This window comes from Streptomyces sp. NBC_01288 (assembly GCF_035982055.1).
Taxonomy (GTDB): Bacteria; Actinomycetota; Actinomycetes; order Streptomycetales; family Streptomycetaceae; genus Streptomyces.
Map to the genome: position 1 here is coordinate 4,838,935 of NZ_CP108427.1, position 24,297 is coordinate 4,863,231.

General features: G+C 69.7%; 25 protein-coding genes and 1 pseudogene. 11 read left to right on the forward strand and 15 right to left on the reverse strand.

Annotation, left to right across the window (positions count from 1 at the left end):
• The first annotated feature begins 42 nt into the window (after positions 1-42).
• On the forward strand, positions 43-744 hold the full coding sequence (locus OG194_RS21470) for a response regulator transcription factor (RefSeq protein WP_327402441.1): 702 nt from the start codon (positions 43-45) through the stop codon (positions 742-744).
• Complete coding sequence (locus OG194_RS21475) at positions 741-2,030, forward strand: HAMP domain-containing sensor histidine kinase (RefSeq protein WP_327402442.1); 1,290 nt, start codon at positions 741-743, stop codon at positions 2,028-2,030. The genes OG194_RS21470 and OG194_RS21475 overlap by 4 nt, the downstream gene beginning before the upstream one ends.
• On the opposite strand, the gene OG194_RS21480 is transcribed toward OG194_RS21475, so the two are convergent.
• Positions 1,996-2,496, reverse strand: coding sequence for an SgcJ/EcaC family oxidoreductase (locus tag OG194_RS21480; protein WP_327402443.1), 501 nt, complete (start codon positions 2,494-2,496; stop codon positions 1,996-1,998). The genes OG194_RS21475 and OG194_RS21480 overlap by 35 nt on opposite strands.
• A gap of 154 nt (positions 2,497-2,650) precedes the next feature.
• Here OG194_RS21480 and OG194_RS21485 point away from each other — a divergent pair, with 154 nt between their 5' ends.
• Positions 2,651-3,370, forward strand: a complete 720-nt coding sequence (locus OG194_RS21485; protein ID WP_327402444.1) for a sulfite exporter TauE/SafE family protein — start codon at positions 2,651-2,653, stop codon at positions 3,368-3,370.
• Here the strand turns inward: OG194_RS21485 and OG194_RS21490 are convergent, their stop codons facing one another.
• The 4 genes from OG194_RS21490 to OG194_RS21505 all read right to left on the reverse strand — a co-directional run bounded on the left by OG194_RS21490 (position 3,371) and on the right by OG194_RS21505 (position 6,595).
• On the reverse strand, positions 3,371-3,949 hold the full coding sequence (locus tag OG194_RS21490) for a Uma2 family endonuclease (protein ID WP_327407154.1): 579 nt from the start codon (positions 3,947-3,949) through the stop codon (positions 3,371-3,373).
• A gap of 92 nt (positions 3,950-4,041) precedes the next feature.
• Positions 4,042-5,160 (reverse strand): hypothetical protein, encoded by a 1,119-nt coding sequence (locus tag OG194_RS21495; RefSeq protein WP_327402445.1) that lies wholly within the window; start codon positions 5,158-5,160, stop codon positions 4,042-4,044.
• Between the two features lie 428 nt (positions 5,161-5,588).
• A complete protein-coding gene (locus tag OG194_RS21500) occupies positions 5,589-5,780 on the reverse strand; it encodes a DUF397 domain-containing protein (RefSeq protein ID WP_327402446.1) in 192 nt (63 codons plus the stop codon).
• Positions 5,777-6,595, reverse strand: coding sequence for a helix-turn-helix domain-containing protein (locus tag OG194_RS21505; protein ID WP_327402447.1), 819 nt, complete (start codon positions 6,593-6,595; stop codon positions 5,777-5,779). Before OG194_RS21505 ends, OG194_RS21500 begins: the two co-directional genes overlap by 4 nt.
• A gap of 78 nt (positions 6,596-6,673) precedes the next feature.
• Here OG194_RS21505 and OG194_RS21510 point away from each other — a divergent pair, with 78 nt between their 5' ends.
• A complete protein-coding gene (locus tag OG194_RS21510; protein WP_327402448.1) occupies positions 6,674-7,069 on the forward strand; it encodes a hypothetical protein in 396 nt (131 codons plus the stop codon).
• Positions 7,070-7,086: 17 nt separating this feature from the next.
• Here the strand turns inward: OG194_RS21510 and OG194_RS21515 are convergent, their stop codons facing one another.
• The 4 genes from OG194_RS21515 to OG194_RS21530 all read right to left on the reverse strand — a co-directional run bounded on the left by OG194_RS21515 (position 7,087) and on the right by OG194_RS21530 (position 10,092).
• Complete coding sequence (locus OG194_RS21515) at positions 7,087-8,244, reverse strand: eCIS core domain-containing protein (RefSeq protein ID WP_327402449.1); 1,158 nt, start codon at positions 8,242-8,244, stop codon at positions 7,087-7,089.
• Between the two features lie 182 nt (positions 8,245-8,426).
• Positions 8,427-9,086, reverse strand: a complete 660-nt coding sequence (locus OG194_RS21520) for a DUF5063 domain-containing protein (protein ID WP_327402450.1) — start codon at positions 9,084-9,086, stop codon at positions 8,427-8,429.
• Positions 9,079-9,678, reverse strand: coding sequence for a recombination mediator RecR (gene recR / locus OG194_RS21525; RefSeq protein WP_327402451.1), 600 nt, complete (start codon positions 9,676-9,678; stop codon positions 9,079-9,081). The genes OG194_RS21520 and recR overlap by 8 nt, the downstream gene beginning before the upstream one ends.
• A 69-nt stretch (positions 9,679-9,747) precedes the next feature.
• Positions 9,748-10,092 carry a YbaB/EbfC family nucleoid-associated protein gene (locus tag OG194_RS21530; protein ID WP_026151362.1) on the reverse strand — a complete coding sequence of 115 codons (345 nt, stop codon included), beginning with the start codon at positions 10,090-10,092 and terminating at the stop codon, positions 9,748-9,750.
• Positions 10,093-10,353: 261 nt separating this feature from the next.
• On the opposite strand from OG194_RS21530, the gene OG194_RS21535 reads away from it, so the two are divergent.
• Positions 10,354-11,076: an SLATT domain-containing protein gene (locus tag OG194_RS21535; RefSeq protein WP_327407155.1), complete on the forward strand. Its 723-nt coding sequence runs from the start codon at positions 10,354-10,356 to the stop codon at positions 11,074-11,076.
• Between the two features lie 21 nt (positions 11,077-11,097).
• Here the strand turns inward: OG194_RS21535 and OG194_RS21540 are convergent.
• Together OG194_RS21540 and OG194_RS21545 are read right to left on the reverse strand one after the other, a co-directional pair.
• Positions 11,098-12,621: pseudogene (locus OG194_RS21540) on the reverse strand (substrate-binding domain-containing protein); the annotation flags it as partial.
• Positions 12,622-12,740: 119 nt separating this feature from the next.
• Positions 12,741-14,783 (reverse strand): serine/threonine-protein kinase, encoded by a 2,043-nt coding sequence (locus OG194_RS21545; protein ID WP_327407156.1) that lies wholly within the window; start codon positions 14,781-14,783, stop codon positions 12,741-12,743.
• Between the two features lie 326 nt (positions 14,784-15,109).
• On the opposite strand from OG194_RS21545, the gene OG194_RS21550 reads away from it, so the two are divergent.
• The 4 genes from OG194_RS21550 (at position 15,110) to OG194_RS21565 (ending at position 20,588) form a co-directional block, all read left to right on the forward strand.
• Positions 15,110-16,465, forward strand: coding sequence for an aspartate aminotransferase family protein (locus tag OG194_RS21550; RefSeq protein WP_327402452.1), 1,356 nt, complete (start codon positions 15,110-15,112; stop codon positions 16,463-16,465).
• Positions 16,466-16,632: 167 nt separating this feature from the next.
• A complete protein-coding gene (locus OG194_RS21555; protein WP_327407157.1) occupies positions 16,633-17,337 on the forward strand; it encodes a GntR family transcriptional regulator in 705 nt (234 codons plus the stop codon).
• Between the two features lie 62 nt (positions 17,338-17,399).
• The gene (locus tag OG194_RS21560; protein ID WP_327407158.1) at positions 17,400-19,847 is read left to right on the forward strand and encodes a dolichyl-phosphate beta-glucosyltransferase; all 2,448 of its coding nucleotides are present in this window, start codon (positions 17,400-17,402) and stop codon (positions 19,845-19,847) included.
• A 90-nt stretch (positions 19,848-19,937) separates the two neighbouring features.
• The gene (locus tag OG194_RS21565; protein WP_327402453.1) at positions 19,938-20,588 is read left to right on the forward strand and encodes a hypothetical protein; all 651 of its coding nucleotides are present in this window, start codon (positions 19,938-19,940) and stop codon (positions 20,586-20,588) included.
• 43 nt (positions 20,589-20,631) lie between these two features.
• On the opposite strand, the gene OG194_RS21570 is transcribed toward OG194_RS21565, so the two are convergent.
• On the reverse strand, positions 20,632-21,366 hold the full coding sequence (locus OG194_RS21570) for an SDR family NAD(P)-dependent oxidoreductase (protein ID WP_327402454.1): 735 nt from the start codon (positions 21,364-21,366) through the stop codon (positions 20,632-20,634).
• A 112-nt stretch (positions 21,367-21,478) separates the two neighbouring features.
• On the opposite strand from OG194_RS21570, the gene OG194_RS21575 reads away from it, so the two are divergent.
• A complete protein-coding gene (locus OG194_RS21575; RefSeq protein ID WP_327402455.1) occupies positions 21,479-22,105 on the forward strand; it encodes a TetR/AcrR family transcriptional regulator in 627 nt (208 codons plus the stop codon).
• A 44-nt stretch (positions 22,106-22,149) separates the two neighbouring features.
• On the opposite strand, the gene OG194_RS21580 is transcribed toward OG194_RS21575, so the two are convergent.
• Entirely contained in the window at positions 22,150-23,025 is an 876-nt protein-coding gene (locus OG194_RS21580) for a helix-turn-helix transcriptional regulator (protein ID WP_327402456.1), read from the reverse strand.
• Positions 23,026-23,171: 146 nt separating this feature from the next.
• Between OG194_RS21580 and OG194_RS21585 the strand changes: the two genes are divergently transcribed.
• Positions 23,172-23,387 (forward strand): tautomerase family protein, encoded by a 216-nt coding sequence (locus OG194_RS21585; RefSeq protein WP_019070350.1) that lies wholly within the window; start codon positions 23,172-23,174, stop codon positions 23,385-23,387.
• 4 nt (positions 23,388-23,391) lie between these two features.
• Here the strand turns inward: OG194_RS21585 and OG194_RS21590 are convergent, their stop codons facing one another.
• Both OG194_RS21590 and OG194_RS21595 read right to left on the reverse strand, forming a co-directional pair.
• Positions 23,392-23,682: a hypothetical protein gene (locus tag OG194_RS21590; protein ID WP_033284835.1), complete on the reverse strand. Its 291-nt coding sequence runs from the start codon at positions 23,680-23,682 to the stop codon at positions 23,392-23,394.
• A gap of 125 nt (positions 23,683-23,807) precedes the next feature.
• Complete coding sequence (locus OG194_RS21595; RefSeq protein ID WP_327402457.1) at positions 23,808-24,203, reverse strand: hypothetical protein; 396 nt, start codon at positions 24,201-24,203, stop codon at positions 23,808-23,810.
• Positions 24,204-24,297 lie beyond the last annotated feature (94 nt).

Genomic DNA, 24,297 nt, shown 5'->3' on the forward strand with positions numbered 1-24,297 from the left:
GTGAGAGCTGTGAATTAAGTTTCAAGCATTAAGGTGCGCCGTGTGCGCGTACTCCTGGTGGAAGACGATGAGCCGGTCGCCGAGTCCCTGCGACGCGGACTGATCCGCTACGGCTTCGAGGTCGACTGGGTCACCACGGGCGCCGCCGCCCTGGCCCACTCCGCCCCCTACGACGTCGTCCTGCTCGATCTCGGCCTGCCCGACACCGACGGCCTCGACGTGTGCAAGGCGCTGCGCGCCCGCGGCGACGTCCCGATCATCGTGATCAGCGCGCGCAGCGACGAGACGGACCGGGTGGTCGGCCTGGAGCTGGGCGCGGACGACTACGTCTCGAAACCGTTCGGGGTCCGCGAGGTCATCGCCCGCATAAGGGCGGTGATGCGCCGCGCCCAGCCCCGGGCGGCTCTGGAGGCCTCCGGCCCCGACTCCTACGGCACCCGCCTCACCATCGACCGCAAGGCGGCCCGCGTCCGCCTCGACGGCGAGGAGATCCCGCTCGCCCCCAAGGAGTACGACCTGCTGTCGTTCCTCACCGAGGAGCCCGGCGCGCTGATGTCACGCGAACAGATCATGGAAGCGGTCTGGGACGCGAACTGGTTCGGCCCGACGAAGACGCTCGACGTCCATGTGGCGGCGCTACGGCGGAAGTTGGCGGGCGCGATCACGATCGAGGCGGTACGGGGGGTCGGCTTCCGCCTGGAGATCACGGAGGCTACGACCGCCGAGGGAACGTCGCCGTCATGATCCGGCAGCTCATCGTCAGCTACGTCCTGCTCGTGGCCGTGGCGCTGACGGCCTTCACCGTGCCCGTCGCCTTCACGCTGACCGCCCAACTCCGCGGTGACACCGAGCAGTCGGTGGAACGCGAGGCGAAGACCATGGCCCTCCTGCTGAGCGGCGACGCCGCCTCACGCGCCGCCCTTGACCGCATGGTCGTGGCGTACGCGCAGGAGACCCCCGGTACGGCCGAGGTCCTGCCCGCCTCCCGGGCGAAGACCGCGACGCACTGGGGCGACGGGGAGTTGGAGGTGACGGCACCGGCGCGGCGCGACGGTCGCACGGTCGGCGCCGTACGCATCACGTACCCGACCTCCGACCTGACCCGGCGCCTGGTGCAGATCTGGGGTTTCCGCGCGATCCTCGCGGTAGGGGTCCTGGCGGTGGCAGCCGGCCTGGGCGCGATCGTGGCCCGCCGCCTGACTCGTCCCCTCCGCCAACTCAACGACATGGCGAGCAAGTTCAGCGACGGCGACCTGACGGCCCGCTCCCCCGTGACGGGCCCGCACGAGACGCAGACGCTGGCCAGGACGTTGAACCAGGGTGCCGAACGCCTCGACACCCTGATCGCCTCGCAGCGCATCTTCGTGGCCGACGCCTCCCACCAACTCCGCACCCCGCTAACGGCGTTGAGACTCTCGCTGGACAACATCGCGGACGGCGTGGACGACGAGTTCGTACGGGAGGACGTGGAACAGGCGACGGCGGAGGTGGTCCGGATGAGCCGCCTGGTCAACGGCCTGCTGGTACTGGCGCGGGCCGAGGCGAAGGTAACAGCGGCGGAACCTCTCCCGCTTCGGGAGATCGTCGCCGAACGCCTCTCGGTGTGGAGACCGGCCGCCGACGAGCGCGGAGTCCACATCGCGCTCGGCGGAAGTGTCGTCGACGGCCGTCCGTTGGTGCTGGCCAGCCCCGGTCATCTCGAACAGGTCCTGGACAACGTGCTGTCGAACGCCCTGGAGGTGTCGCCGGACGGCGCGACGATCACCGTACGGTCGGAACTCCGGGGCGACGAGGTCGAGTTGACGGTGACGGACGAGGGCCCCGGCATGTCCGACGCGGACAAGTCCCGTGCCTTCGACCGCTTCTGGCGCGGCCAGGGCCTCACCGGGCGCTCCGGTTCGGGCCTGGGCCTGTCCGTCGTACGGCAGTTGGTGACGGACGACGGCGGAACGGTGACCCTACGGGACGCACCGGGGAACGGACTGTCGGTGGTCATCACCCTTCGGGCATCACCGAGGAGTGGTGGTTGACGATCAGCCACTTGCCGCCGCGCTTCTCGTACTCGTAGGTGTAACGGGCCTCGACGACCCGCTTGGCGCCGGTGTCCGGGTCGGTGAGCGTGAACTCGTAAATGCCGGTGTCCATCGCGGAGTTGCTGTCCAGCACGTTGACAATCGTCTCGACCTTCTTGCCGACCGGCTTGTTCGGCAGGAAGTGGTCGAAGTAGTCGATGATCTCGGCGCGGTCGGTGCGGATCTTGTTGGAGACGGTGGGCAGGAGCACGGCGTCCGGCGCGTACCGGTTCGCGACCTTCGCCGGGTCACCGGTCTGCAACGCGGCGTTCCAGCCGTCGAAGAGGGCGGCTATCTGCTTCTTGCTGGGCTTGGCGTCGCGCTGGGGCCCGGCGGTCGCGGCGACGGTGCCGAGGGTACCGAGGGCGAGGGCGGTGGTGGCGGTGACGACGGCTGCACGCTTGCTGATGGATCTGCGGGTCATCTCAACTCCAGTGGTACTGGTGCTCTTTGGGATGACTCCAGACTCTCTTTCCGCTGGTTAGGGCCCGTGCAGCGGACGTACAGGGGGCGGCCAGGGCTCGACCAACTAACGGGGTGTAGCGGCCCGTACCCCCTCCCCTGAATGATGTTGCTCCATGACCACCGACATACTCCTGGGCGGAATCGTCCTCCTCGGCGCTTCCGTCCAGTGGCTCACGGGCATGGGCTTCGCCCTGGTCGCCGTACCGGCCCTCATCCTGCTCCTCGGCCCGTCCCAGGGAGTCGTCCTCGCCAACTGCGCCGCCGGTGCGATCAGTGTCGTAGGTCTGGCGGGCGGCTGGCGCAAGGTCCGGGCCCGCGCGATGGTGCCGCTGTGCGCGGCGGCGGTCTGCACGGTACCGGCGGGCGCGTGGATGACCCGCCAACTGCCGCCGCCGGTCCTGTTGTTGGTGATGGGAGGCTTGGTGACGGCAGCCGTCCTGCTGGTGATGCGCGGTGCCCGGGTCCCGGCCCTGCGGGGCACCAAGGGCGCGGTGGCGGCGGGTGCGGCGGGCGGTTTCATGAACGCGGCGGCGGGGGTGGGCGGGCCGCCGATCTCCCTGTACGCGGTCAACGCGGGGTGGACGGTACGGGAGTTCGTGCCGAACGCGCAGTTCTACGGCGTCGTCGTCAACGCGTTCTCGGTGGCGGCGAACGGGGTGCCGTCGTTGAGTGGGGCGCGGTGGGTCGCGGTCGTCGCCGCGATGGTGGTGGGCGGGGTGATCGGGCGGGGGCTCGCGGGGCGGATACCCGAACCGCGGGCGCGGGTGCTGGTGTTGTCGTTGGCGTTGGCGGGTGGGGTCACGGCGGTGGGGAAGGGGGTGTGGGGGTTGTGATCAGTCGACGAACTCCTTGAGGGGGTCGGTGTCCAGGGTGATGTTCACGGGGTCGGGGATCTCAACGGGGGCGCCGAACGGCGCGTTCACCTGTTGCCGGTAGCGGCCGTCCTCGGGATGAGTGAACACGGTGACTGTGCGGTCGTCGCGGTCGATGAGGAGGTAGACGGGAATACCTGCTGCCGCGTACCCGTCGGGCTTCTCGACTCGGTCGCGCTGATTCGTGTCGGAATCGTGCGACGTGACCTCCACGACCATCAGGGCTTGGTCCGTTTCCGACCACTCACCATGGCCTTTGAGGCTGCCCTCCGGCACGAGCACACCGTCAGCCCGGGCACGTCCCTTGCGGTATCGCTCCGTTTTCAAGCCGCGCTCTCCATGCAGCCACAGCTCGGGACGTTGCTGCATGCACAACCTCTGAAGCCACGCGATGATCTCGCTGTGGTCGCCATCCGGCACCGGCTTGACCTGGACCTTCCCATTGATGAACTCCAGCCACACGGTCTCGGGGGCATGGCGTTCCAACTGCTCGAACTCCTCGACGGACATCTGGGGCTGCTGCTCGGTCCTGGGGGTCATGGCGTCGCCTCCTCGACTCCATAGTGCCCCGACCGGCACGTCCTGCACGCTCATAGGCCTCCGCCCTCTCCTCCGTGCCGCTATCTCGACCGTCACGGGTTCCAGCGCCTCGGCGGGAGGCCGTTCGCGATGCGGTCGCGGTTGTCGCGGTAGTGATAGTGGACGCGGTCCTCGATCGGCACGGAGCGGAACGTGTCGGGCACGGGCCCGCCCGTACGGCGTTCCAGCTTCTGCTTCAGGAAGCGGGCCGTCGTGGTTCCCAGGTAGGCGATGTCCTCGAAGCCCTTCTTGATCTCCTCCTCACTCATCTCCGGCTCCGCGCGGCACTCCTCGCACACGCCGTTGATGATCTTCGCCGTCCGCTCGTCGGCGTCGCAGGTGGCGCAGGCCATGAGCACGCGGGTCACACGGGCGCGGAGCGGACGGGTCCCGGCGGCGTCGTCCTTCTTCGGGGGCATCTTGCTCTCCAGTCGGGTGCGGGCGAATCCGCCCGGGTTCGTGATGGTGGGTGGCAGTCCGTCGGTCAGCGCGCGGGCCATGTCGGCCGGGGTGGCGCCTCGTGTCAACCACTCGGCGGCGAGGGGTTCGAGCGCTCGGCAATCGGCTTCGGAGAGGGACATACGGGGGTCTGTGGCGCGGAGTTGGACGAGTGCGCGGTACGCGGCGCTGGGCTCGGGGGTGGCGCGGGGGTCGGGGGTGGTGCTGGGCTTGGAGGTGGTGTTGGGCTCGGAGGTCGGGCCCGCCTCCGGGATCCCGTCGCTCTCGCTCCCGCTCCCGCTCCCACTGCCGCTCTCGCTCGCCGGCTCGGGAGCCGGGTCCTCCGTCCTCGCCAGGCCCGGCTGGTAGTCATGCGTGACGTCCCTGCCGTGGCGCTCCCGCGCGAACTCGGCCCACCACCGCGCCGACCTGGGCGTACGCGACCAGTACGTCCGCGTCACCCACCGCATCGACCTGTCCTCGACGGTGATGTGTTCCTTGATCCAGCGCAGGTGGCCGACCTCGGTGAGGCTCTTGAGAGACGTACGGCAGGCCTGCTGGCCGTAGTGGGGATGCTCGGCCGCGATCACCTTGTGACCCATGGCGTGGCCGTTGTCGAGGTGGTCGACGAAGACGGCGATCTCGGCGTCTCGGGGGCTCAGGTGTGCGAAGTCCGGGTCGGCGTGCGGGTCTTCGTCACCCGTGGCGCGTTTTCCGTAGCCCGTATTGGCCATGGGGTGCGACGGGGACGGCAGGGCAGGGCTAGGCTGGGCGTAAGCCACGATCGACTCTCTTCGATTCGTAGGTCAGGCCCCGGAGCCGGTGTTGGTAGCACCGACCGGGGCCGAATTATTTGCTTGTTTGCCGCGAACCTAGAGTGGCTTTACCTTGCGGCGCAAGCCGATCATGGAATGTCACCCGTTCGGGTTAAACCCACCTCAACTCACGTACAGGCTTGGTTGGTTGGTTTGTATTTCACCCAACCCAGAACCCAAGAAAAGAGCCCGGGGCCCGGAGCCCGGGGCTCAAGGATGCCGTTGACGAATCCGGTGCGGCCGGGCCACCCCCTCCAGAAAAGTGTGACACTTCTCGCGAAAGTGTCACACTTTCTCAGCTGGACAGGGTCGCCCCGACCCGCTGACGGGATTGGCCAACAGGGTCCTCAAGCTCCGGGCTGAACTGCGGAGACTCCGGAGAGGAACGCCGTCCAGGCGGGAGCGGGGAGGGCAAGTTCGGGTCCTGAGAGGTTCTTCGAGTCACGGATGTGGATGATGCCGGAGAAGGCCACTTCGACGCAGTCGGCGCCTTCGTCATCGCTGTAGCTCGACTTGAACCACGTCAACTGGTCACTCATGGCTGATCCACCATCCGTTCGATGAAACGGTCCGACTCTGCACGACCGAGAGCCTCTGCGCGGATCATGCTAAGCCGCTCCGTCACAGGGCTGACGAGTTCCGGATCAGCCGACAGCCTGCTCCCCAACTGGCCTTCCGCGTAAGCGAATCGCTCGTGATCAAGGGTCTCCAACAGCACCATGGGCCCCAACAGTGCTGCGGAAATGGCCCGCTCGAAGGGGAGCACCTGGATCACGACGTTCCGCAGGCGGGACACCTCCAGCAGGTGGCGCAGCTGCTCTGCGTCCACCAGGGGACTGCGCAGCGCGGCCTCGTAAATGACGAAGTTCAACGCCACCGGCGGCTTTCGCTCCGTGAGGATCGCCTGACGTTCCATCCGGCCGGAGATCCGCTCCTCCACTGTCTCCTCGTCCAAAGGCGGATACCGGTTCTCGATCAGCAGCCGCGTGTAGCCCTTCGTCTGCAACAGTCCGGGGATGTACAGGGCGTCATACGACCAGCGGCTGATCGCCTCCTTCTCGCGATCCAAGAAGTCCTGCGCCCGCGCCGGAAACTTCTCCCTCTGCAAGTAGTCCTTGGCCGCGCTCAACAACCCCTCAGCCCGGCACAGCCCATCCGCCACGTCGAGCACGCGCGGCGTCGGCATCCGTACGCCCTGCTCCATGGACTTGATGGTGTCCGGCGAGTAGTTGGAGGCGGCGGCCAGCTCCTCCCGACTCACGTTGGCCTTGGTGCGCCAGCGCTTCAGCTGGTTCCCGCTGTACCGCCAGGCCACAGGCGGTGGCAGGGAGTTGGCGTTGGACTGGCCCTGCATAGCACCCACCTCCGACCGATACACCTCTGCGTGTATCACCTCAGTCACTACCGAGCGTAGCTTCGTGCGCGCCACCGTGTGACCATGACCGACTCAATTCACCTGCCGGACTGGATCCCCGCGTCCGGTCACCAACTCCGCCTCACCGGCGTCCACTTCGACGCCCTACGCATCGAGGGCGTACGGGGAGAACGGGTCGCCGCGCGTCTCATCGAGGCGACCGACGGGGATGCGGGGCCTGTTGTCTGCGAGGCCGCGGGGTTCCGGTGGATGTACTTCCTGCTGGCGCCCGGGGAGGTTCGCCGGCACAACTGGCCCCTGGGAGTGCAGCAGTTCGGCGGCAGGGGGACGCGCAGCGTCACGTACATCGGGATTCCCGCGCTCGACGGCAACACCTGGCCACTGCGCTGGTACAGCGAACCTACGGTCACGGCCCCTTTCGTGGAGGCGGGCCGGTTGCTCGCGGTGCTTTGAGGCGGCGGTCGGCTGATTCAGGACGCGTTCGCGCCGCGTCGGCCGGAACCCTGCTGGCGGGTGCGGTCGACGATGTCCACCACAGTGAGCGGCGCCTTGGGATCCGCGATCCAGCCGTCCTCGCTGGAGCTGCCCTTGGAGAGATACTTCGCGGCGACATAGACGACGACCAGTGCGTTCCGGAAGCTGAAGCCTTCGGCCACCCCTGTGCCCGTGGTGAACTCCGGCAGCTGGCCGCCGTGTCCCACCTGGGATCGGCTGCTCGCGCTGCTCGGCGCACTGACACTCGGGTCTGCCGTCCTTCCCCCCGCGCTTCCCCTGCTCGCCATGCTGTTGGCGGTGGCCAGGCTGGTGCCGCGCCAGAGGTAGACCCCGTGCTCGGATCCCTCCGCGACCATGCTTGCCACGGTCGAGTAGTCCGTGGGAGGAGTCAGCCGGCTGATCAACGTGTCGAAGTTGTCGTCATCCGAGTCGTAGTTGTCGCTGTCCGGGTCACGCTGCGTTTTCGAGGTCGCGTAGCGGGCCCGTTGCACGGATGTCTCCACGCCGGACGACCTGGTTGTCTCCTGCGGCGTCGCCCGCTGCACAGCGGGGGCGGGTTGCGACATGGCCCGTGCGGCGTTGGCCTCGGCCGCTTTCTCGAAGCGGTCGCCCGGATCGCTGACCTTGAGGCCGTCGCCTCCGGCAGTTCCGTCGACCGGGCCCGAGCGCTGCTGGATCACGTGCGTGAGTTCATGGGCCAGCGTGTGATCGTCACCGCCGTCCTGGCCTATGACGACATGATTGCCCGAGGTCCAGGCCCGTGCGCCGAGTTCGGCGGTCGAACGCTGGGCTACGGCGTCGGTGTGCACCTTGACATCGGAGAAGTCGGCCCCCAGCCGGGCTTCCATCTCCGTACGCTTGGCGGATTCGAGCGGGCGGCCGGCCGAACGCAGGACCTCTTCGGCAGCGGAACGCTGTACCGGCTGGTGCCCGCAGCCCTCGCCGTGCTGGTGCTCCTCCTCGGCTCGCTGAGCAGCCAGCAACTGCACCACGGCGGCATTGCCGATACTGCGCTGCAAAGCCATCAGGTCCCCGGACGGACCGGCCGCCGCCGGCGTCCGGGACGGCACCGGCTTCAGTGGCGTCCGCGCCGGAGACTGAGGGGACGTGCGGGCCTTGTCGTCGTAGCGCATCGGTGAGGACCTCTCCTTGGCTTGCCGGGAACTCCACCATGCCCAACCGCAGCGTGAAACCGCCTTGCGTGGATGCTGCTCCCTGGCGCAACGACCTTGCCCTTATGGGCAGCCACCGCTGCCCATGGGTTTGCTCAACTCGCCAACCGGTGTGCTCAGTCACACCGATCCACGCCGGTCGGCTACTTCACCGGCCGAATCCCCAACGGCCCCGCGATCTCCTCCGCCATCACCGCGCCCGCCTCGAACTCCAGCGTCTCGTCGCCCATGCTCACGTCCGTGTCCAGGCCGTCCAGTTCCGGGAGGGGCTGGTTGAGGCGGACGTGCGCTACCAGGGACTGGAGGGCGCGGAGGGCCGCCGAGGCGGTGGAGCCCCAGTTGGAGAAGTAGGAGAACTGCCACCACCACATGGCCTCCGTGGTGCGGCCGGCGCGGTAGTGGGCCATGCCGTGGCGGAGGTCGGTGATGATGTCGGCGAGGTCGTCGGAGATACGGGCCGGTACCGGGGCCTTGCGGGGCTCGTAGGGGTCGAAGACCTCCGAGTACACGTCGATCGGCTCCAGCATCACCGCGAAGCGCTCGCGGATCTCGTCCACGTCCGGCTCCGGGCCCAGGTCGGGCTCGTACCGCTCGTCCGGGAGGATGTCCTCGTGCGCGCCCAACCGGCCGCCTGCCAGGAGGAGTTGGGACACCTCCAGGAGGAGGAAGGGGACCGCCGAGTCGGGGTCCTCGCCCTTCGCGACCTCGAACACGGCCACCAGGAAGCTCTCGACCTGGTCCGCGATCTGGACCGCGAAGTCGTCCGGGTCCGGTGCGGTGGCATGGAGCGTGGCGTCAGACATCTAGGAGTCGTCTCCCCTCGAAGGCGCGGCCGAGGGTCACCTCGTCCGCGTATTCCAGGTCGCCGCCCACCGGGAGGCCGCTGGCCAGGCGGGTGACCTTGAGGCCCATGGGCTTGATCATGCGGGCGAGGTACGTGGCCGTGGCCTCGCCCTCCAGATTCGGGTCCGTGGCAATGATCAGTTCCGTGACCGTACCGTCGGCCAACCGCGCGAGAAGTTCTCGTATACGCAGGTCGTCCGGTCCGACGCCTTCGATCGGGCTGATCGCGCCGCCCAGGACGTGGTACTTGCCCCGGAACTCACGAGTCCGTTCTACGGCCACGACGTCCTTCGGCTCCTCGACCACGCAGATCACCGTGAGGTCGCGGCGCGGGTCGCGGCAGATGCCGCACAGCTCTTCCTGCGCGACGTTTCCGCAGGTCGCGCAGAAGCGAACCTTCGCCTTGACCTCCATCAGGCACTGCGCGAGCCGCCGTACGTCCGTCGGCTCCGCCTGGAGGATGTGGAAGGCGATCCGCTGCGCGCTCTTGGGACCGACGCCGGGGAGTCGCCCCAATTCGTCGATGAGGTCCTGGACCACGCCTTCGTACAACGGACTGCCTGCCCTTCCTGGAAGTCGTGCGGTACGTGCCGTACGTACCGTAGTTGGCCGCGGGCCGTCTTAGAAAGGCAGACCGGGGATACCGCTGCCGCCGCCGAGACCCTGCGCGAGCGGGCCGAGCTTCTGCTGCTGGAGGGTCTGCGCGTTCTCGTTGGCCGCCTGGACCGCCGCGACGATGAGGTCCGCGAGGGTCTCGGTGTCGTCGGGGTCGACCGCCTTCGGGTCGATCTTCAGCGCGCGCAGTTCGCCGGAGCCGGTGACGGTGGCCTTGACCAGCCCGCCGCCCGCCTGTCCGTCGACCTCGGTCCGCGCCAGTTCCTCCTGCGCGGCCGCCAGGTCCTGCTGCATCTTCTGGGCCTGTTGCAGCAGCTGCTGCATGTTGGGCTGGCCACCACCGGGAATCACGATCAGCTCCTGGTTTCGTACGGCTGTCAGTCATGGATACGGCTGTATGGGCGAGGTTTTCCCCGCTCGGCACGAGCCTACGTGGTCCGGGCAGTCATCGCTTCGGCACTCTTTCGAGTGAGTCTTCACCGTGTCCTATACCTGATCAAGACCCACTTCCGGGCGGAAAAGAGGTGAAACCAGATCCTTCGCCACCCATTGGGCGGTAGGAAGGGTCCGGCACATCAGCATCAGGTGTCACACGACGTAAGGGAGTGTCGGGTGGGTCAGCCGGAGATTCAGCCCGAAGGCGGCGATCTGGCCGGGCGGACGTTTCCGCTCGGGGACTGGGGCGAGCCGACGGCCCGGCTGGACGAGCTGTACCGGTGGGTCGAGCACGGGGCGCTGGAGACGGCGGCCCGGTATCTCACCGAGCGGGTGTGGAAGCGGCGCGCGGCGCGGGTGCTGCGCGCGGGCGCGGCGCTGGGCGCGCTCACCGGGGCGGCGCTGCCCCTGCTGGACCTCGCCGGGGTGGCGGGCGGGCTCGCCTCCTGGGGCTATCCGGCGCTGCTGCTGGGGGCGGCGTGCGTGGCCGGGGACCGGTTCTTCGGGATGACGTCCGGCTGGATGCGGGACGTCGCTACGGCGCAGGCCGTGCAGCGGCGTCTCCAGGTGCTCCAGTTCGACTGGGCGTCGGAGGGTGTGCGGGAGTTCCTGGGGCCCGCGGAGGGCACGGCGAGCGAGGCCGCGGACCGGTGCCTGGGGGTGCTGCGGCGCTTCTCTGAGGACGTGACGGAACTGGTCCGGGTGGAGACCGCCGACTGGATGGTGGAGTTCCGGACCGGGGCGGGGCCGCTGGGCATCCAGTCCGCGGTGGTGCCGGGGAGCCGGCAGGAGGGGACCGTCGTGCAGGGCAGGTTCCCGATGCCGCCGGGGCCGGGGGGGCCGGGGGGCGGGGGCAGCCGCCCGAACATGCCGAGGCAGCGGCCGCCCGAGCCCCGATGAGCCGATCCGCTCGCTGAGCTGGGCGCAGAGCTTCAGGCCCTCCGGCGTCCAGCACGGGATGTGGCCGTGGGTGCGGATCACGTCCTGGCCGTTGCCCCGCGAGAGGTAGGTCAGGAAGCTCGACGCGAGGGAGTCGGCCGGCGGCTGGCCGTAGGTGTAGGCGTACTCGATCTCGCGGTACGGGTAGGCGCTCGTCCCGTGTTCGATGGCGTCCACGGAGGGCGGGTGGCCGTCCAGCCGGAGGGTGTGCAGGCCCTTGGCGCCGGAGGCGAGGGTGAGTTCGCTGTAGCCGATGGCGCCGGGGAGTTCGGCGACCTGCGTCAACACCTGGTCGGTGGAGTCGAGTTCACAGCGGATGACGGGCGCCGTCGGATCGTCCTTGTGAACGCAGTCAACAGAGGAATTCGCGATCTCCCCACGCTTCAGCACCCGGCGCTGGAACACCTGTCGCGTCCCGGAGTTGGCGTCCCGGCTGACCAGATGCACGGCGAGGTCCGGCCCGCCGAGCTGCCGCCAGTTCCTGATCTCGCCCCGGTACAGGCGTCGTACGTCCGCGGTGGACAGGTCGTCGAGGTGGATGCCGTCGTTGACGACGATCGCGAAGACCGACATCGCGACCCGGTTCTCCCGCAGTCGCGGCATGTCGCTCGGCTTGGGTCCGTCCGACAGCGCTACGACGGCCGGGGAGCCCTTCGTCGACGCGAGCCCGGTGGCCTCCAACTCCCGTACGCCCGCGGTCGATCCGTGCGGGTCGACCACGACCTTCGCGCCCTCGCAGTCCCGTTCGTACTTCTTCGCGACCTCCTCGACGACCGGTGCGAAGGCGGTCGAACCGGTGACGGTGAGGGTGCCGTGGGCGCAGCCGATCGGGGGCGGGGTGTCGTCGCGGACCACGACGATCGCCGCGAGCGTCACCACGCACACCGTGAGCATGATGGTGATCAGCCGGGAGGCGCGGCTGAACAGGGGCGCCTTGTCGTCCGGGGTGGCGCTGCGGTTGGGGTGCACCTCGCCGTCGCGGATGCCGCCGATGAGCCGGATCGCGCAGCCGACGTCGCCGCCGGACAGCAGCACCAGCAGCTTGAAGTGGTCGCGGGGGTTGAGCGGGACGCGCGGGATGCGCAGGGTGTTGGTGTCGTAGCCGAGGCCGGCCGCCGGGGTGAAGTGGTCCATCAGATGGTCGGTGCCGACGGGCTGGGTGACCGAGACGCCGCGGATCGTGCGGTCGGTGAACACCGCGGTGAGGCCGTGGAGTTCACGCCCGGTGTAGTCGTTGTCGGCGATGCTCTGCGAACCGTCGTTCTCGATGCGCAGCAGGACGAGGGTGGCGTCGGACATGCCGGGGGCCTCGTCGAAGAGGCCGAGGCGGCGGTTCGCGCGGCCCGAACGCACGTCGTCACCAATGGGGTTGTCCATCTGGACGCGATAACCGATCCGCTTCCGGCGCGGTACCCGGCGTTCGTACCAGACCATCACCCCGGACGCGACGATGCCGAGCATCGCCGTGCCCACGGCGACGACGTTCTCCGCGCTCAGCCACTCCACTGCGGGCCCCCGCTCCCCAGCCGGATCGTGGGGTCACGGTACGAGCGGCACCGGACAACACGCAGGGGGGCTTGGCCGAAGTTCGCGTGACGTTCAACTGGCGCTGATGTGAAGGGAGTTCAGCCCGCCTTCGTGTACGTCAGCTTCTCCCCGTTGCTGGTGCTCACGCGCTCCAGCGTGGTGGACGACAGCAGGGTGATCTCGGTGGCGGAACCCGGGTTGCACGACGAGAGCGGCTTCCCGGAGGTGACGGTGGACGCCCCGATCGCCAACGGGCTCTCCCCGCCCGGCTCTTGAGCCAGGTCGGCGGTGAACTCGCAGTGGTAGCCGGGCCCGTCCGCGACGAGGGTGAGCACCGGCGACCCCACCTTCCCCTGCCGGATGGTGAGTTGGCGGGTGTTGTGGCCCGCGGCGTTGTCGATGGACGCGTTCCAGGTGCCGAGGTATCCGCTGGGTACGGCACCGTCGGACGTCGTCGGAGAAGGCGAGGGCGACTGACTCGACGACGGCTCCCCGGTGCTCGGCCCCGGAGTGGTGGGCGCGGCGCTGGTGGCCTGGCCGCCCGAACCGGCCTTCGTACGGCCGCTGTTGCTCCCGCCCTTCATCAACGCGTACACCGAACCACCGGCGCCCAGCGCGACGACCAGCGCGACCACGACGAGCAGCACGGTGGAGCGCCCGTTCCTGCGCGGCGGCTGGGGTTCCCCGTACGGCGGGGCCATGCCGGCCGGTCCCGGGCCGTAGGGCGGGGTGGCGCCGAGGCCGCCGTTGTGGGGGTAGGGGTTGTACGGCACCTGGCCGCCCCAGCCGAGGAGTTGGCGGGCGGGGGGCTGGGGGTAGTCGGGGGCGACGGCCGGCTGGGGGTGCTGCTGCGGGTAGCCGTAGGCCGGGTGCGGGGGCTGTGGGGGCGGTGTCCGGGTGGCCCCGGCCGGGTCCGCGACCACCGTCGGGAGGTGGGTGTCCGGCGCCGGTGCGGGTGGCGCCGGGGAGGACTCGTCGGAGGCGGGGGCGTGCTCGGGCGAGGCCTCGGAGACGGCGGGTGTCTTACCGAGGAGGTCCGGCTTTTCTACGGCGACGGGGGCGGAAACGGGAGGGGGAGGGGGCGCGGGAGCGGAGGCGGGAACCGGAGGAACCGCTGGTGAAACAGGCGCGGCGCCCTGAACCGCCTCCGGGTCAGCGCTGTCCCCTCTCTCCGGTTCCGGAGCCTGACCCGCCACCTCCACGCGTTCCAACTCCGTCGTCTCCGGGTCCTCCGTGTCCAGCAACTGCACGGCATGGCGGCCGAGTTGGGCCACCAACGGGCCCGGCAGCCACGGGTCCCTGGACCGGCCGCCGGAGACGGTGTCCTCGGCGCCCGTGCGGTCGAGGATGCGGTTGAGGGTGGGGCGGGTGGCCGGGTCCTTGCGGAGGCAGTCGCGGACCAGGTCGGCGATGCCCTCGGGGACGCCCGACAGGTCGGGTTCCTCCTGGGCGATGCGGAACATCAGGGCGTGGACACCGCTGTTGGCGGCGCCGAAGGGAAGGGTGCCGGTCGCCGCGTAGGCGAGGACGGAACCGAGGCAGAAGACGTCGCACGCCGGGGTGATGCGGTCGCCCCGCACCTGTTCCGGCGCCATGAAACCGGGCGAGCCGACCAGTGAGCCGGTGCGGGTGAGCCCGTCCCCGGCCTGTGTCTCCAGGGCTCGCGCTATGCCGAAGTCGATGACGCGGGGACCGTCGATGGTCACCAGCACGTTGGACGGCTTGAGGTCGCGGTGGACGATGCCGGCGGCGTGGATGTCCTGGAGCGCGTGCGCGAGCCCGGCCGCGAGGATCCGTACCGACCGCTCGGGCAGTGCACCGTGGTCACGCCCGACGACCTGTTGCAGGCTCGGCCCGGCGACGTACCCGGTGGCCACCCACGGCACCTCGGCCTCGGTGTCCGCGTCCAGCACGGGCGCCGTCCAGTGGCCGCCGACCCGCCGCGCGGCCCGCACCTCCTGCCGGAACCGGGCCCGGAACTCCTCCTGCGCGGCGAGGTCCTCCCGCACCAGCTTCACGGCGACCGTGCGTCCCCGGTCCGACCGGGCCAGATACACATGCCCCATGCCACCGGCCCCCAGCCGGGCCAGCAGCCGATACGCCCCGATCCGCTGCGGATCGGCCGCCCCCAGTTTCTCCACGACCGCGCCGCCTCCCCTGAATTCCCCGGTCACGCCCCGGTCGCGCTCCTGTGCTCCGCGACAGACCGAGAATAGTGCGGGCACAGGGCGCGATGACCGGAGCGCTGTCTACGGTTCCGTAACGGGGGACCCACGCTCCCCTCTACAGGCTGGGGTCATTTCTAACCGGTCACGTGCGCGGACAACGGTTAGATTTACCCCCGGCTTCCAGCGACCCCCCGCACCGGACCGCTCGCCCCACCCTGGACAACCTGTCGCGGAAACCCCCCGACCACAGACAGGACGCCGATTCCGTTTCCGCATCGCGGACATTTACGCTCAGCCGCATGACCCCTCAGCCCAACCCCCAGGCCGGCGCCGCCGTGAAGGCCGCGGACCGTGCGCACGTGTTCCACTCCTGGTCCGCGCAGGAGCTCATCGACCCGCTCGCCGTGGCCGGCGCGGAGGGGTCGTACTTCTGGGACTACGACGGGAAGCGCTACCTGGACTTCACCAGCGGGCTCGTCTACACGAACATCGGGTACCAACACCCGAAGGTCGTCGCCGCGATCCAGGAGCAGGCCGCGACGATGACGACCTTCGCGCCCGCGTTCGCGATCGAGGCCCGCTCCGAGGCGGCCCGGCTCATCGCCGAGCGGACGCCCGGGGACCTGGACAAGATCTTCTTCACCAACGGTGGCGCGGACGCCGTCGAGCACGCGACGCGCATGGCCCGGCTGCACACCGGCCGCCCCAAGGTCCTCTCCGCCTACCGCTCGTACCACGGCGGTACGCAGCAGGCGATCAACCTCACCGGGGATCCCCGCCGTTGGGCCAGCGACAGCGCCTCGGCCGGGGTCGTGCACTTCTGGGCGCCCTTCCTGTACCGGTCCCGTTTCTACGCCGAGACCGAGGCACAGGAGTGCGAGCGCGCGCTGGAGCACCTGGAGACGACGATCGCCTTCGAGGGTCCGGCGACCGTCGCCGCGATCGTCCTGGAGACGGTTCCGGGGACCGCCGGGATCATGGTGCCGCCGCCCGGTTACCTCGCCGGGGTCCGGGAGATCTGCGACAAGTACGGGATCGTCTTCATCCTCGACGAGGTGATGGCCGGGTTCGGGCGGACCGGTGAGTGGTTCGCGGCCGATCTGTTCGACGTCGTACCGGACCTGATGACCTTCGCGAAGGGCGTGAACTCCGGCTATGTGCCGCTCGGCGGTGTCGCCATCTCCGGCGCGATCGCGGACACCTTCGGCAAGCGGCCCTACCCGGGCGGACTGACGTACTCCGGGCACCCGTTGGCCTGTGCCGCGGCCGTCGCGACGATCGACGTCATGGCCGAGGAGGGGGTCGTGGAGAACGCGAAGCACCTCGGTACGACGGTCGTCGAGCCCGCGCTGCGGGCGCTGGCCGAGCGGCACCCGAGCATCGGCGAGGTGCGGGGCGTCGGGATGTTCTGGGCGCTGGAGCTGGTGAAGGACCGGGAGACGCGCGAGCCGCTGGTGCCGTACAACGCGGCCGGTGAGGCGAACGCGGCGATGGCCGCCTTCGGGAGCGCCGCCAAGCAGCAGGGGCTGTGGCCGTTCATCAACATGAACCGCACCCACGTCGTCCCGCCGCTCAACGTGAGCGAGGCCGAGTTGAAGGAGGGCCTCGCGGCGCTGGACGCGGCGCTCTCCGTCGCGGACGAATTCACCGCGTAGAACGGCGTGTAATTCGGCGCCAAATACACCTCTTAACGCCCGGAATGGGCGGGTCCGTTCACCTGGTGCCCGCATTCGGGCAGGGCGGGAACCCGAACGCGTAAGGTGGCGTGCTCGTAGACATATACGAGTACGCCATCGAACGCGATGAGGGAGACGCTCCGACGATGCCCGGAGGAAGCAGCGGCAGCGGCGCCGTGACCCGCAGCACCCTGCGGCAGCAGATCGCCGACGCGTTGCGCGACGAGGTCCTGGCGGGCCGGCTCCAGCCCGGTCAGGAGTTCACGGTGAAGGAGATCGCCGAGCAGTACGGCGTCTCCGCGACTCCGGTCCGGGAAGCTCTCGTCGATCTCTCCGCGCAGGGACTCCTGGAAGCCGACCAGCACCGCGGCTTCCGCGTCCACGAGTACTCGGTGGCCGACCACCGCGGGATGATCGAGGCCCGCGCCCTGGTCACCGAGGGCATGTTCCTGGCCCTGATCGAGGGCCACCCCGTCTTCGACCGCACCGACGACCCCCGTACGGTCGCCGCGCTCGCCGGTGTCCGCCGCCGCGGCGAGGAGGCGCAGCGCGCCGCCGACGCAGGTGACCTCACCATCCTGATCGGCTACGACCTGCGCTACTGGCGCGAGTTGAGCGCCATGTTCGGCAATCCGTATCTCGGCGACTTCCTGCACCGGCTGCGCGTCCAGTCCTGGGTGTGCACGGTGCAGCACCTGCGCCGGCTGAGCGATCTGCGCGGCCGACTGTGGTCCGAACACACCGAACTGGTCGATGCCCTGGCGCGCCGCGACACCCCGGCCGCGCGTTCGATCGTCCTGGCGTACAACACGCACTCCCTCGACCTCATCGAGCGGCTGGCCGCCCGGTGACCGGACCGGAAAGGGCCGCTCCGGCCGTGGACAGTGCCTCCGTGGACCCCACCAGTTCCTCCATGGACCCCACCAGTTCTTCCGTGGACCCCAGTGTCGTCGCCGTGGACCTCAGTGTCGTCGTGCCCGCCTACAACGAGGAGCGGCGGCTCGGGCCCACGCTCGACGCGATCACCACCTACCTGGGCGACAACCAGGGCCGCTTCGGCGACTGGGAGATCATCGTCGCCGACGACGGCTCCGACGACGGGACCCGCGAGGTCGTCACCTCCCGCGCCGACCCGCGGGTGCGGTTGGTCACCAGCCCCCGCAACCGCGGCAAGGGCAACGCCCTGCGCCTCGGGGTCGCCGCCACGCACGGGCACCGGGTGCTGGTCACCGACGCCGATCTGGCCGCGCCCATCGAGGAGTTGGAGAAACTCGACAAGGAGCTGAGCGAGGGCCGAGCGGCCGCGATCGGCTCCCGCGCCGCGCCGGGCGCGACGATAGAGAGCCACCAGCACCCGATACGCGAACTCCTGGGCCGCGCGGGCAACTTCCTCATACGCCAGGCCGCGGTGCCCGGCATACGCGACACCCAGTGCGGCTTCAAGCTCTTCGAGGGCGACCGCGCCCGCGAGGCCTTCGCCGCCTCCCGGATCAACGGCTGGGGCATCGACGTGGAAGTCCTCCAGCACTTCCGCCGCGCCGACTGGGAGGTCGCCGAGGTGCCGGTGCGCTGGGCCCACCAGTCCGGCTCGAAGGTACGACCCCTCGACTACGCCAAGGTCCTCACGGAACTCGGCCGCCTCCGCGCCCGCTCCCTGCGCCCGGTCGACGTCCTGGTCGTCGTCCTCTTCCTCCTCATGTCGGTCGGCCTCTACTCGGGCCGCCTCTTCGACCCGGACCACCGCTACCTGGTCGACTCGCTCCAGGACCAGAACCAGTGGGAGTGGTTCTTCGCGGTCACGGCCGACAACGTGGCCCACCTCCACAACCCGTTCTTCTCGAACCTCCAGGGCTTCCCCGACGGCGTGAACCTCATGGCCAACACGGTCATGCTGGGCCTGTCCGTCCCCTTCGCGCCGCTCACCCTGCTGGCCGGCCCCGCGGTCTCGCTCAGCGTCTGCATGGCGCTCGGCCTCGCGGCCACGGCCGCCGCCTGGTACTGGCTGATCGTGAAGCGCGTCGTACGACAACGGGCCGCGGCCTTCGTCGGCGCCTCCCTGGCGGCCTTCGCCCCGCCGATGGTCAGCCACGCCAACGCGCACCCGAACTTCGTCATCCTCTTCATGATCCCGCTGATCATCGACCGCGCCCTGCGCCTGTGCACGGGCACCCGGGTCGTCCGCGACGGCGTGGTCCTCGGCCTGATGGCGGCCTACCAGATCTTCCTCGGCGAGGAACCGCTCCTCCTCGCGTCGATCGGCATGATCCTGTTCGCCGCGTCCTACGGAGTCCTCGACAGGGATGTCGTCCGGGCGTCCTGGCGCCCCCTGCTGAAGGGCCTGGGCATCGCGGCCGGGATCTGCGCGCCGATCATCCTGATCCCGCTCTACTACCAGTTCATGGGCCCGCAGAGCTACAAGAGCGTCCTGCACGGCGACAACGCCGGCAACAGCCCCCTCGCCCTGCTCTCCTTCGCCGAACGCTCCCTGATCGCGGGCGACGCGACCCGCGCGAACGCCCTCTCCCTCAACCCCACCGAGCAGAACGCCTTCTACGGCTGGCCGCTCGTCGCCCTCGCCTTCGCCATCGTCGTACGCCTGTGGGAGCACGCGCTGGTCAAGGCGCTGGCGTTCACGGCGATCGTGGCGGCGATCCTGTCGATGGGCCCCAAGATCCGCATCCCGCTCACGGACACGATCTACCCGGGCCCGTGGGCCCTGCTCGCCCACAAGCCGCTCTTCGAGTCGGTGATCGAGGGCCGGGTCGCGATGGTGTGCGCACCGGCGCTGGGCATGCTGCTGGCGATAGCGGTGGACAAGCTGGCGGCGACGCGCCAACTCGGCACGCAGTACATCGGTCTCCTGGCCGTGTGCATGGCCGTGATCCCAATCATCCCCGCGCCTCTGAAGGCAGTTGACCGTTCCGCGGTGCCCGCCTTCTTCACGGACGGCACCTACAAGTCGTACGTCCGCGCCGGCGAATCCATCGTCCCGGTCCCGCTCGCCGACCCGGGCTCGGCGGAACCCCTGCACTGGCAGACGGCCTCCGGCCTCGGCTTCAAGATGCCGGGCGGCTACTTCAACGGCCCCTACGGCGACGACCGCATCGGCATCTACGGCGCCTCGCCCCGCTACACCTCCAACATGCTGCGTGACGTGCGCTACACCGGCGTCATCCCCACCATCGGCAGGAACTGGCAGGCGCAGGCCAAGGTCGACTTCGCGTACTGGCACGCGGGCGCGCTGGTGATCGCGCCGCAGCCCAACGACGACAAGCTCCGCACCGCTGTGGAAAAGCTGGTCGGCAAACCCGGTAAGTGGGTGCACGGCGTGTGGGTATGGGACCTGCACGAGGGGAGCTGACCCGGGCCGCACCGACTACTCTTCCCCCTACTCTTGCCTGACCACCATGCGAGATCCACGATGCGCAGCGAGTAACCGAGGAGCCCCCTTTTGGCCTGTGACCTGTGGCTGGTCCCGCTCGTCGACGTGTTGTGCCACACCCCCGACAATCCGTTCGCCGAGGAACTCGCGCTCTACAACTCCCTGTTGGCCGAGGCCGGGCTGCCCCCGGTGCCGGTGTACCAGTACATGCCGGGCCTGTCCGGCGAGGTCGCCCCGGTCGCGGGCTTCGACTACGACGCGCTGCACTTCCTGCGCCGGGCCTACCTCCTCCAGGTCTGCGGTCTCCCGGTGACGCCGGTGGACGACCTGGGCGGCGACTACGAACAACTCCTGGAGATGTTCGAGACGACGGCCCAGCAGTCCCACCTGGTCTGGCACTACGACCACGCGGGCGCCTACGTCCCCGTCGACTTCCCGCACCCGCTCTCGAACGACGAACTCCTCGCGGGCGGCGGCCCGTTGGGCTCGTCCCAAACCCTCCTGCGCGAGCTGGAGTTCGTGGCCCCGACGATCGGCATCGACCCGTCGAACCCACCGGCGACCCCGGAACCCCCCGCCGCTCCCACGGAGTTGGAGGAACCGGCCGTGGCCGCACCGTACGACCCCAGCCCGTTCGCGCGTGAGCGGCACGTGTGGCTCGGGCTGCACGCGGCGGCGACGCGGAGCCTGGCGCAGGGCTCGATGATCGTGTTCAGCTAGTACGCCGGCCATATGGGTCCGCCGCGGCTTCCCACCCTCCCGGCTAGACGGCGGTGCGTCCGGCGTCGGCCGCGAGGGTGGCGCCGGTGAGGTAGCTCGCGCGGTCCGAGGCGAGGAAGAGGATCACTTCGGCGATCTCACGCGGGGCCGCGAGCCGGCCGAGCAGGGTGGTCTTCGCGAACTGCACGGCGTTCTCCTCACCCATGCTCGCCAGGACCATGTCGGTCCGCGTGGGACCCGGCGCGACGGTGTTCACGCGCACGCCCGCCGGACTGAACTCGGCCGCCCAGGTGCGTGTCAGCGACTCCAGCGCCGCCTTGGTGGCGCTGTAGACGGACAGCCCCGGCAGGCCGATGCGGGCGGCCATGGTGCTGACGTTGACGATCGAGCCGGAGCCCTTGGCGATCATCGCGGGAACCAGGGCCGCGGTGAGGAGGTACGGGGCGCGGACGTTGGCCGCGAGGGTCTCGTCGAGCGTGCCGGGGTCCTGGTCCACGGTCGGCGCTCCGGGGAAGATCGCGGCGTTGTTGACCAGGATGTCGACGGGTCCGGCCGCTTCGGCGAGGTGGCGCAGCGCGGCCGGGTCGGTGAGGTCGGCGGCGACGAAGCGCGCCCTGCCTCCGGTGTCGGTGATCGACCGCACGGTCGCGGCCCCGCGCTCGGCGTTGCGGCCGGAGACGACGACCTCGGCACCGGCCGCGGCCAGCAGCCGTGCCGTCTCGGCACCGATGCCACCCGTCGAGCCGGTGACGAGGGCGACCTTGTCGGAGAGTTCCATGGCGAGTCCTTCCAGGAGTCCGGCCACTTGGGACGACCGGAATGGGTTGGGTGACCCACACTGGTCCGAAAAAAATGGGTTGTCCAATCCAGAATCTGCTAGCGTTGCGGGCATGAGCACCGAGGTACGCCGGCCCCCCGAGAAGAAGCTGACCCGCAAGGGGCGGGAGACCCGGCGCCGGATCGTGGCCGCCGCCGCGCAGCTCATGTACAAGCGGGGCGTGACCGAGGCGACCCTGGAGGACGTGCGGGCCGCCGCCGGGGTGAGCGGCTCGCAGATCTACCACTACTTCGCCGACAAGCAGGAACTGCTGCTGGCCGTGATCGAGTTCCAGACCGAGGCGGTGCTGGACATGCAGAAACCGCTGTTCGCCGGGCTCGACACCATGCGGGGCCTACGGCAGTGGCGGGACGCACTGGTGGAGTACCAGCTCCGGATGCAGTGCCGCGGCGGCTGCCCGATAGGTTCCCTCGGCAGCGAGATCGCCGAGACCAACCCCGAGGCACGGCTCGCGGCGGCCAGCGGTTTCCTGCGCTGGGAGTCGGCGATCCGCGGCGGCCTCCAGGCGATGCACGACCGCGGTGAACTCGACACCGACCCCGACGACCTCGCCCTCGCGACGCTCGCCGCACTCCAGGGCGGCCTTCTGCTCACCCAACTCCAGCGCCAGGTCAGGCCGTTGGAAGTGGCGCTGGACGCGATGCTCGACCACATCGAGGCGCACCTGAAGCTCACATGAGGCGAGCGTGACGGGTGACCGTTCCGTTGTGTCGGCCGACGGTCTCAGCCGGCGGTGCGGGAGGTGTCCTCGGTCGACGTCGCCATGTCCTGTGTGCCGATGACGCCGAGCAGTTCGAGCTGGGCGGCGCCCTCGGTGCCGGGCGGGGCCGTGAACCACAGGAGGCGCTGGCGGCCGTCCTCGCTGAACAGGCTGTGGCAGTCCAGCTCGATGACGCCCAGCGTGGGGTGCACGATGCGCTTGTGATCGGTGCGGCGCAGGCCCACGTCGTGGGTGTCCCACAGGGCGGCGAACTCCGCGCTTCGCCGCCGCAGCGCCGCCGTCATCCCGGCGACCTCGCTGTCACGGCTCCGACGGGCGGCGACCGCGTGCAGGTCGGCGACGAAGACCCGTGAGTGGTGCGCATGATCCTCGGGCGGGTAGACCGCGCGGGCGGCCGGATCGGTGAACCAGCGGTACGCGAACCCGGTGGCGGGCCCGCGCGGCTCGGGAGCCCGCCCGAGCAGAGCGGCGGCCAGTTCATTCTGTACGAGGGTCTCGTGCAGGTCGGTGATGACCTGGGCCGGGGTGGTGGCCAGCCGGTCCAGCAGCCCGAGCAGCGCGGGCTGGACATGCCGCGCGCCCACTCCGTGCGCCGACTCGGGCAGCGGCCGGTCGGCGAGGTGGAACAGGTGGTCGCGCTGGTCGCCGCCGAGGCGCAGCGCGCGGGCGAGGGCGGCCAGGGTCTGCGCCGAGGGCTGTGCGCCACGCCCCCGCTCCAGCTCGGTGTAGTAGTCGGCGGACAGCCCCGCCAGCTGCGCGACCTCCTCGCGCCGCAGCCCGGGCACCCGGCGCCGGGGCCCGACGGGCAGCCCTACATCGGCCGGCCGGACCCGGTCACGCCGGGACTTGAGGAACGCCGCGAGCTCGGGAAGGTTCACCCGCCCATCGTCTCCTCTCCACGAGTTCCGAGCCAGGGGCCGCCAACCCCTGGGTGGGCTCAGCCGTGGCGGTGCGGGCGACGCGGACGGATGGTTGTCCCATCCCGCAAAGCACCACACAAAGCACCACGAGAAAAGAGAACACCATGCCTTTCGCGAACTTCAAGGTCCCCGCCGGCGCCCTCACCGCGGAGCAGAAGGAGCAGATCATCACGCGCACCACGGACCTGTACGCCGAGATCTTCGGCGACGGTGCCCGCGCCACCACGCTCGTCCTGGTCGAAGAGGTCGCCGACGCGGGCTGGGGCATCGGCGGCGGCGTCCTGACCCTCGCCAAGATCCAGGGAACGCCGCAGGAATGAGCGCCTAACGAATCTTCCCGAGACCGGCCTCGACCTCCTCCGGGTTCATCACCGGGGTGTAGGTCAGTTCGGCACCCAGGTTGAGGAAGAGCGGTTCACTGATCGACGGGATGTCGGAGGGGTCCTTCAGATCGAAGAACAGGAACGCGGTGCGCTTGCCGTCCTCGGCGGTGAAGTAGGCGGCCTCGGGCTTGATCTGCTCCAGGGTCTCCTGCATCAGCTTCCCGAGAGTCCCGTTCCGGATGGCGTCGTTCCCCTTCTCCGTGTCCATGGACGCTTTCAGCATCATGCGCATCGCAGTCACCTTCTCCTGGTCGGCGTGCGCGGGGTGGACGGATTCAGGATATGCCCGGACAAAGGGTGCGTCCCGGCGAGGGCGCCCCCTTTTCCGTTCACCGGTGATGCGGTCCGGGGTGCTCTTCACTCCTGGGGCTGTAGGGCGGTCCGCAGCAACAGGGTGTGGACGAAGTGGTCCGGGGCCGTCGGGCGGTAGCGCCAGGTAAGGGGCCAGGTCTGGCCGTCGAGGGCCGGTACCGGGATGTACGAGATGTGGTTCGGGCCGGCGGTGAGGCGGGTCACCCCCGGTGGCCATGGGCGGTGGGACGTGCTGCCGACCGGGACCAGGAAGTAGACCGCCCTGTTGCCCGTCGCCTCCTCTACGACGGGGCCCGGCGCCCCTCCCGTCATGCGCGCGAGCCTGTCCGCGAGGTCTCTGCCCTCGTCGCCGTCCACTCGCACCGCGTCGAACTGGACCCCTGCCTTGCGGAGTTGGATGCCGGTCGCGGGGATCCATTTCAGGTCACTTTGCGTATCCATGCGGATAGTTTCGGCTGGTCCGGCTAGCGTCTTCCATGACTCTGCGTCGACCGTCCGCGACGGTTGGAAACGGGCGCGGGTGTTGGTGACCGGT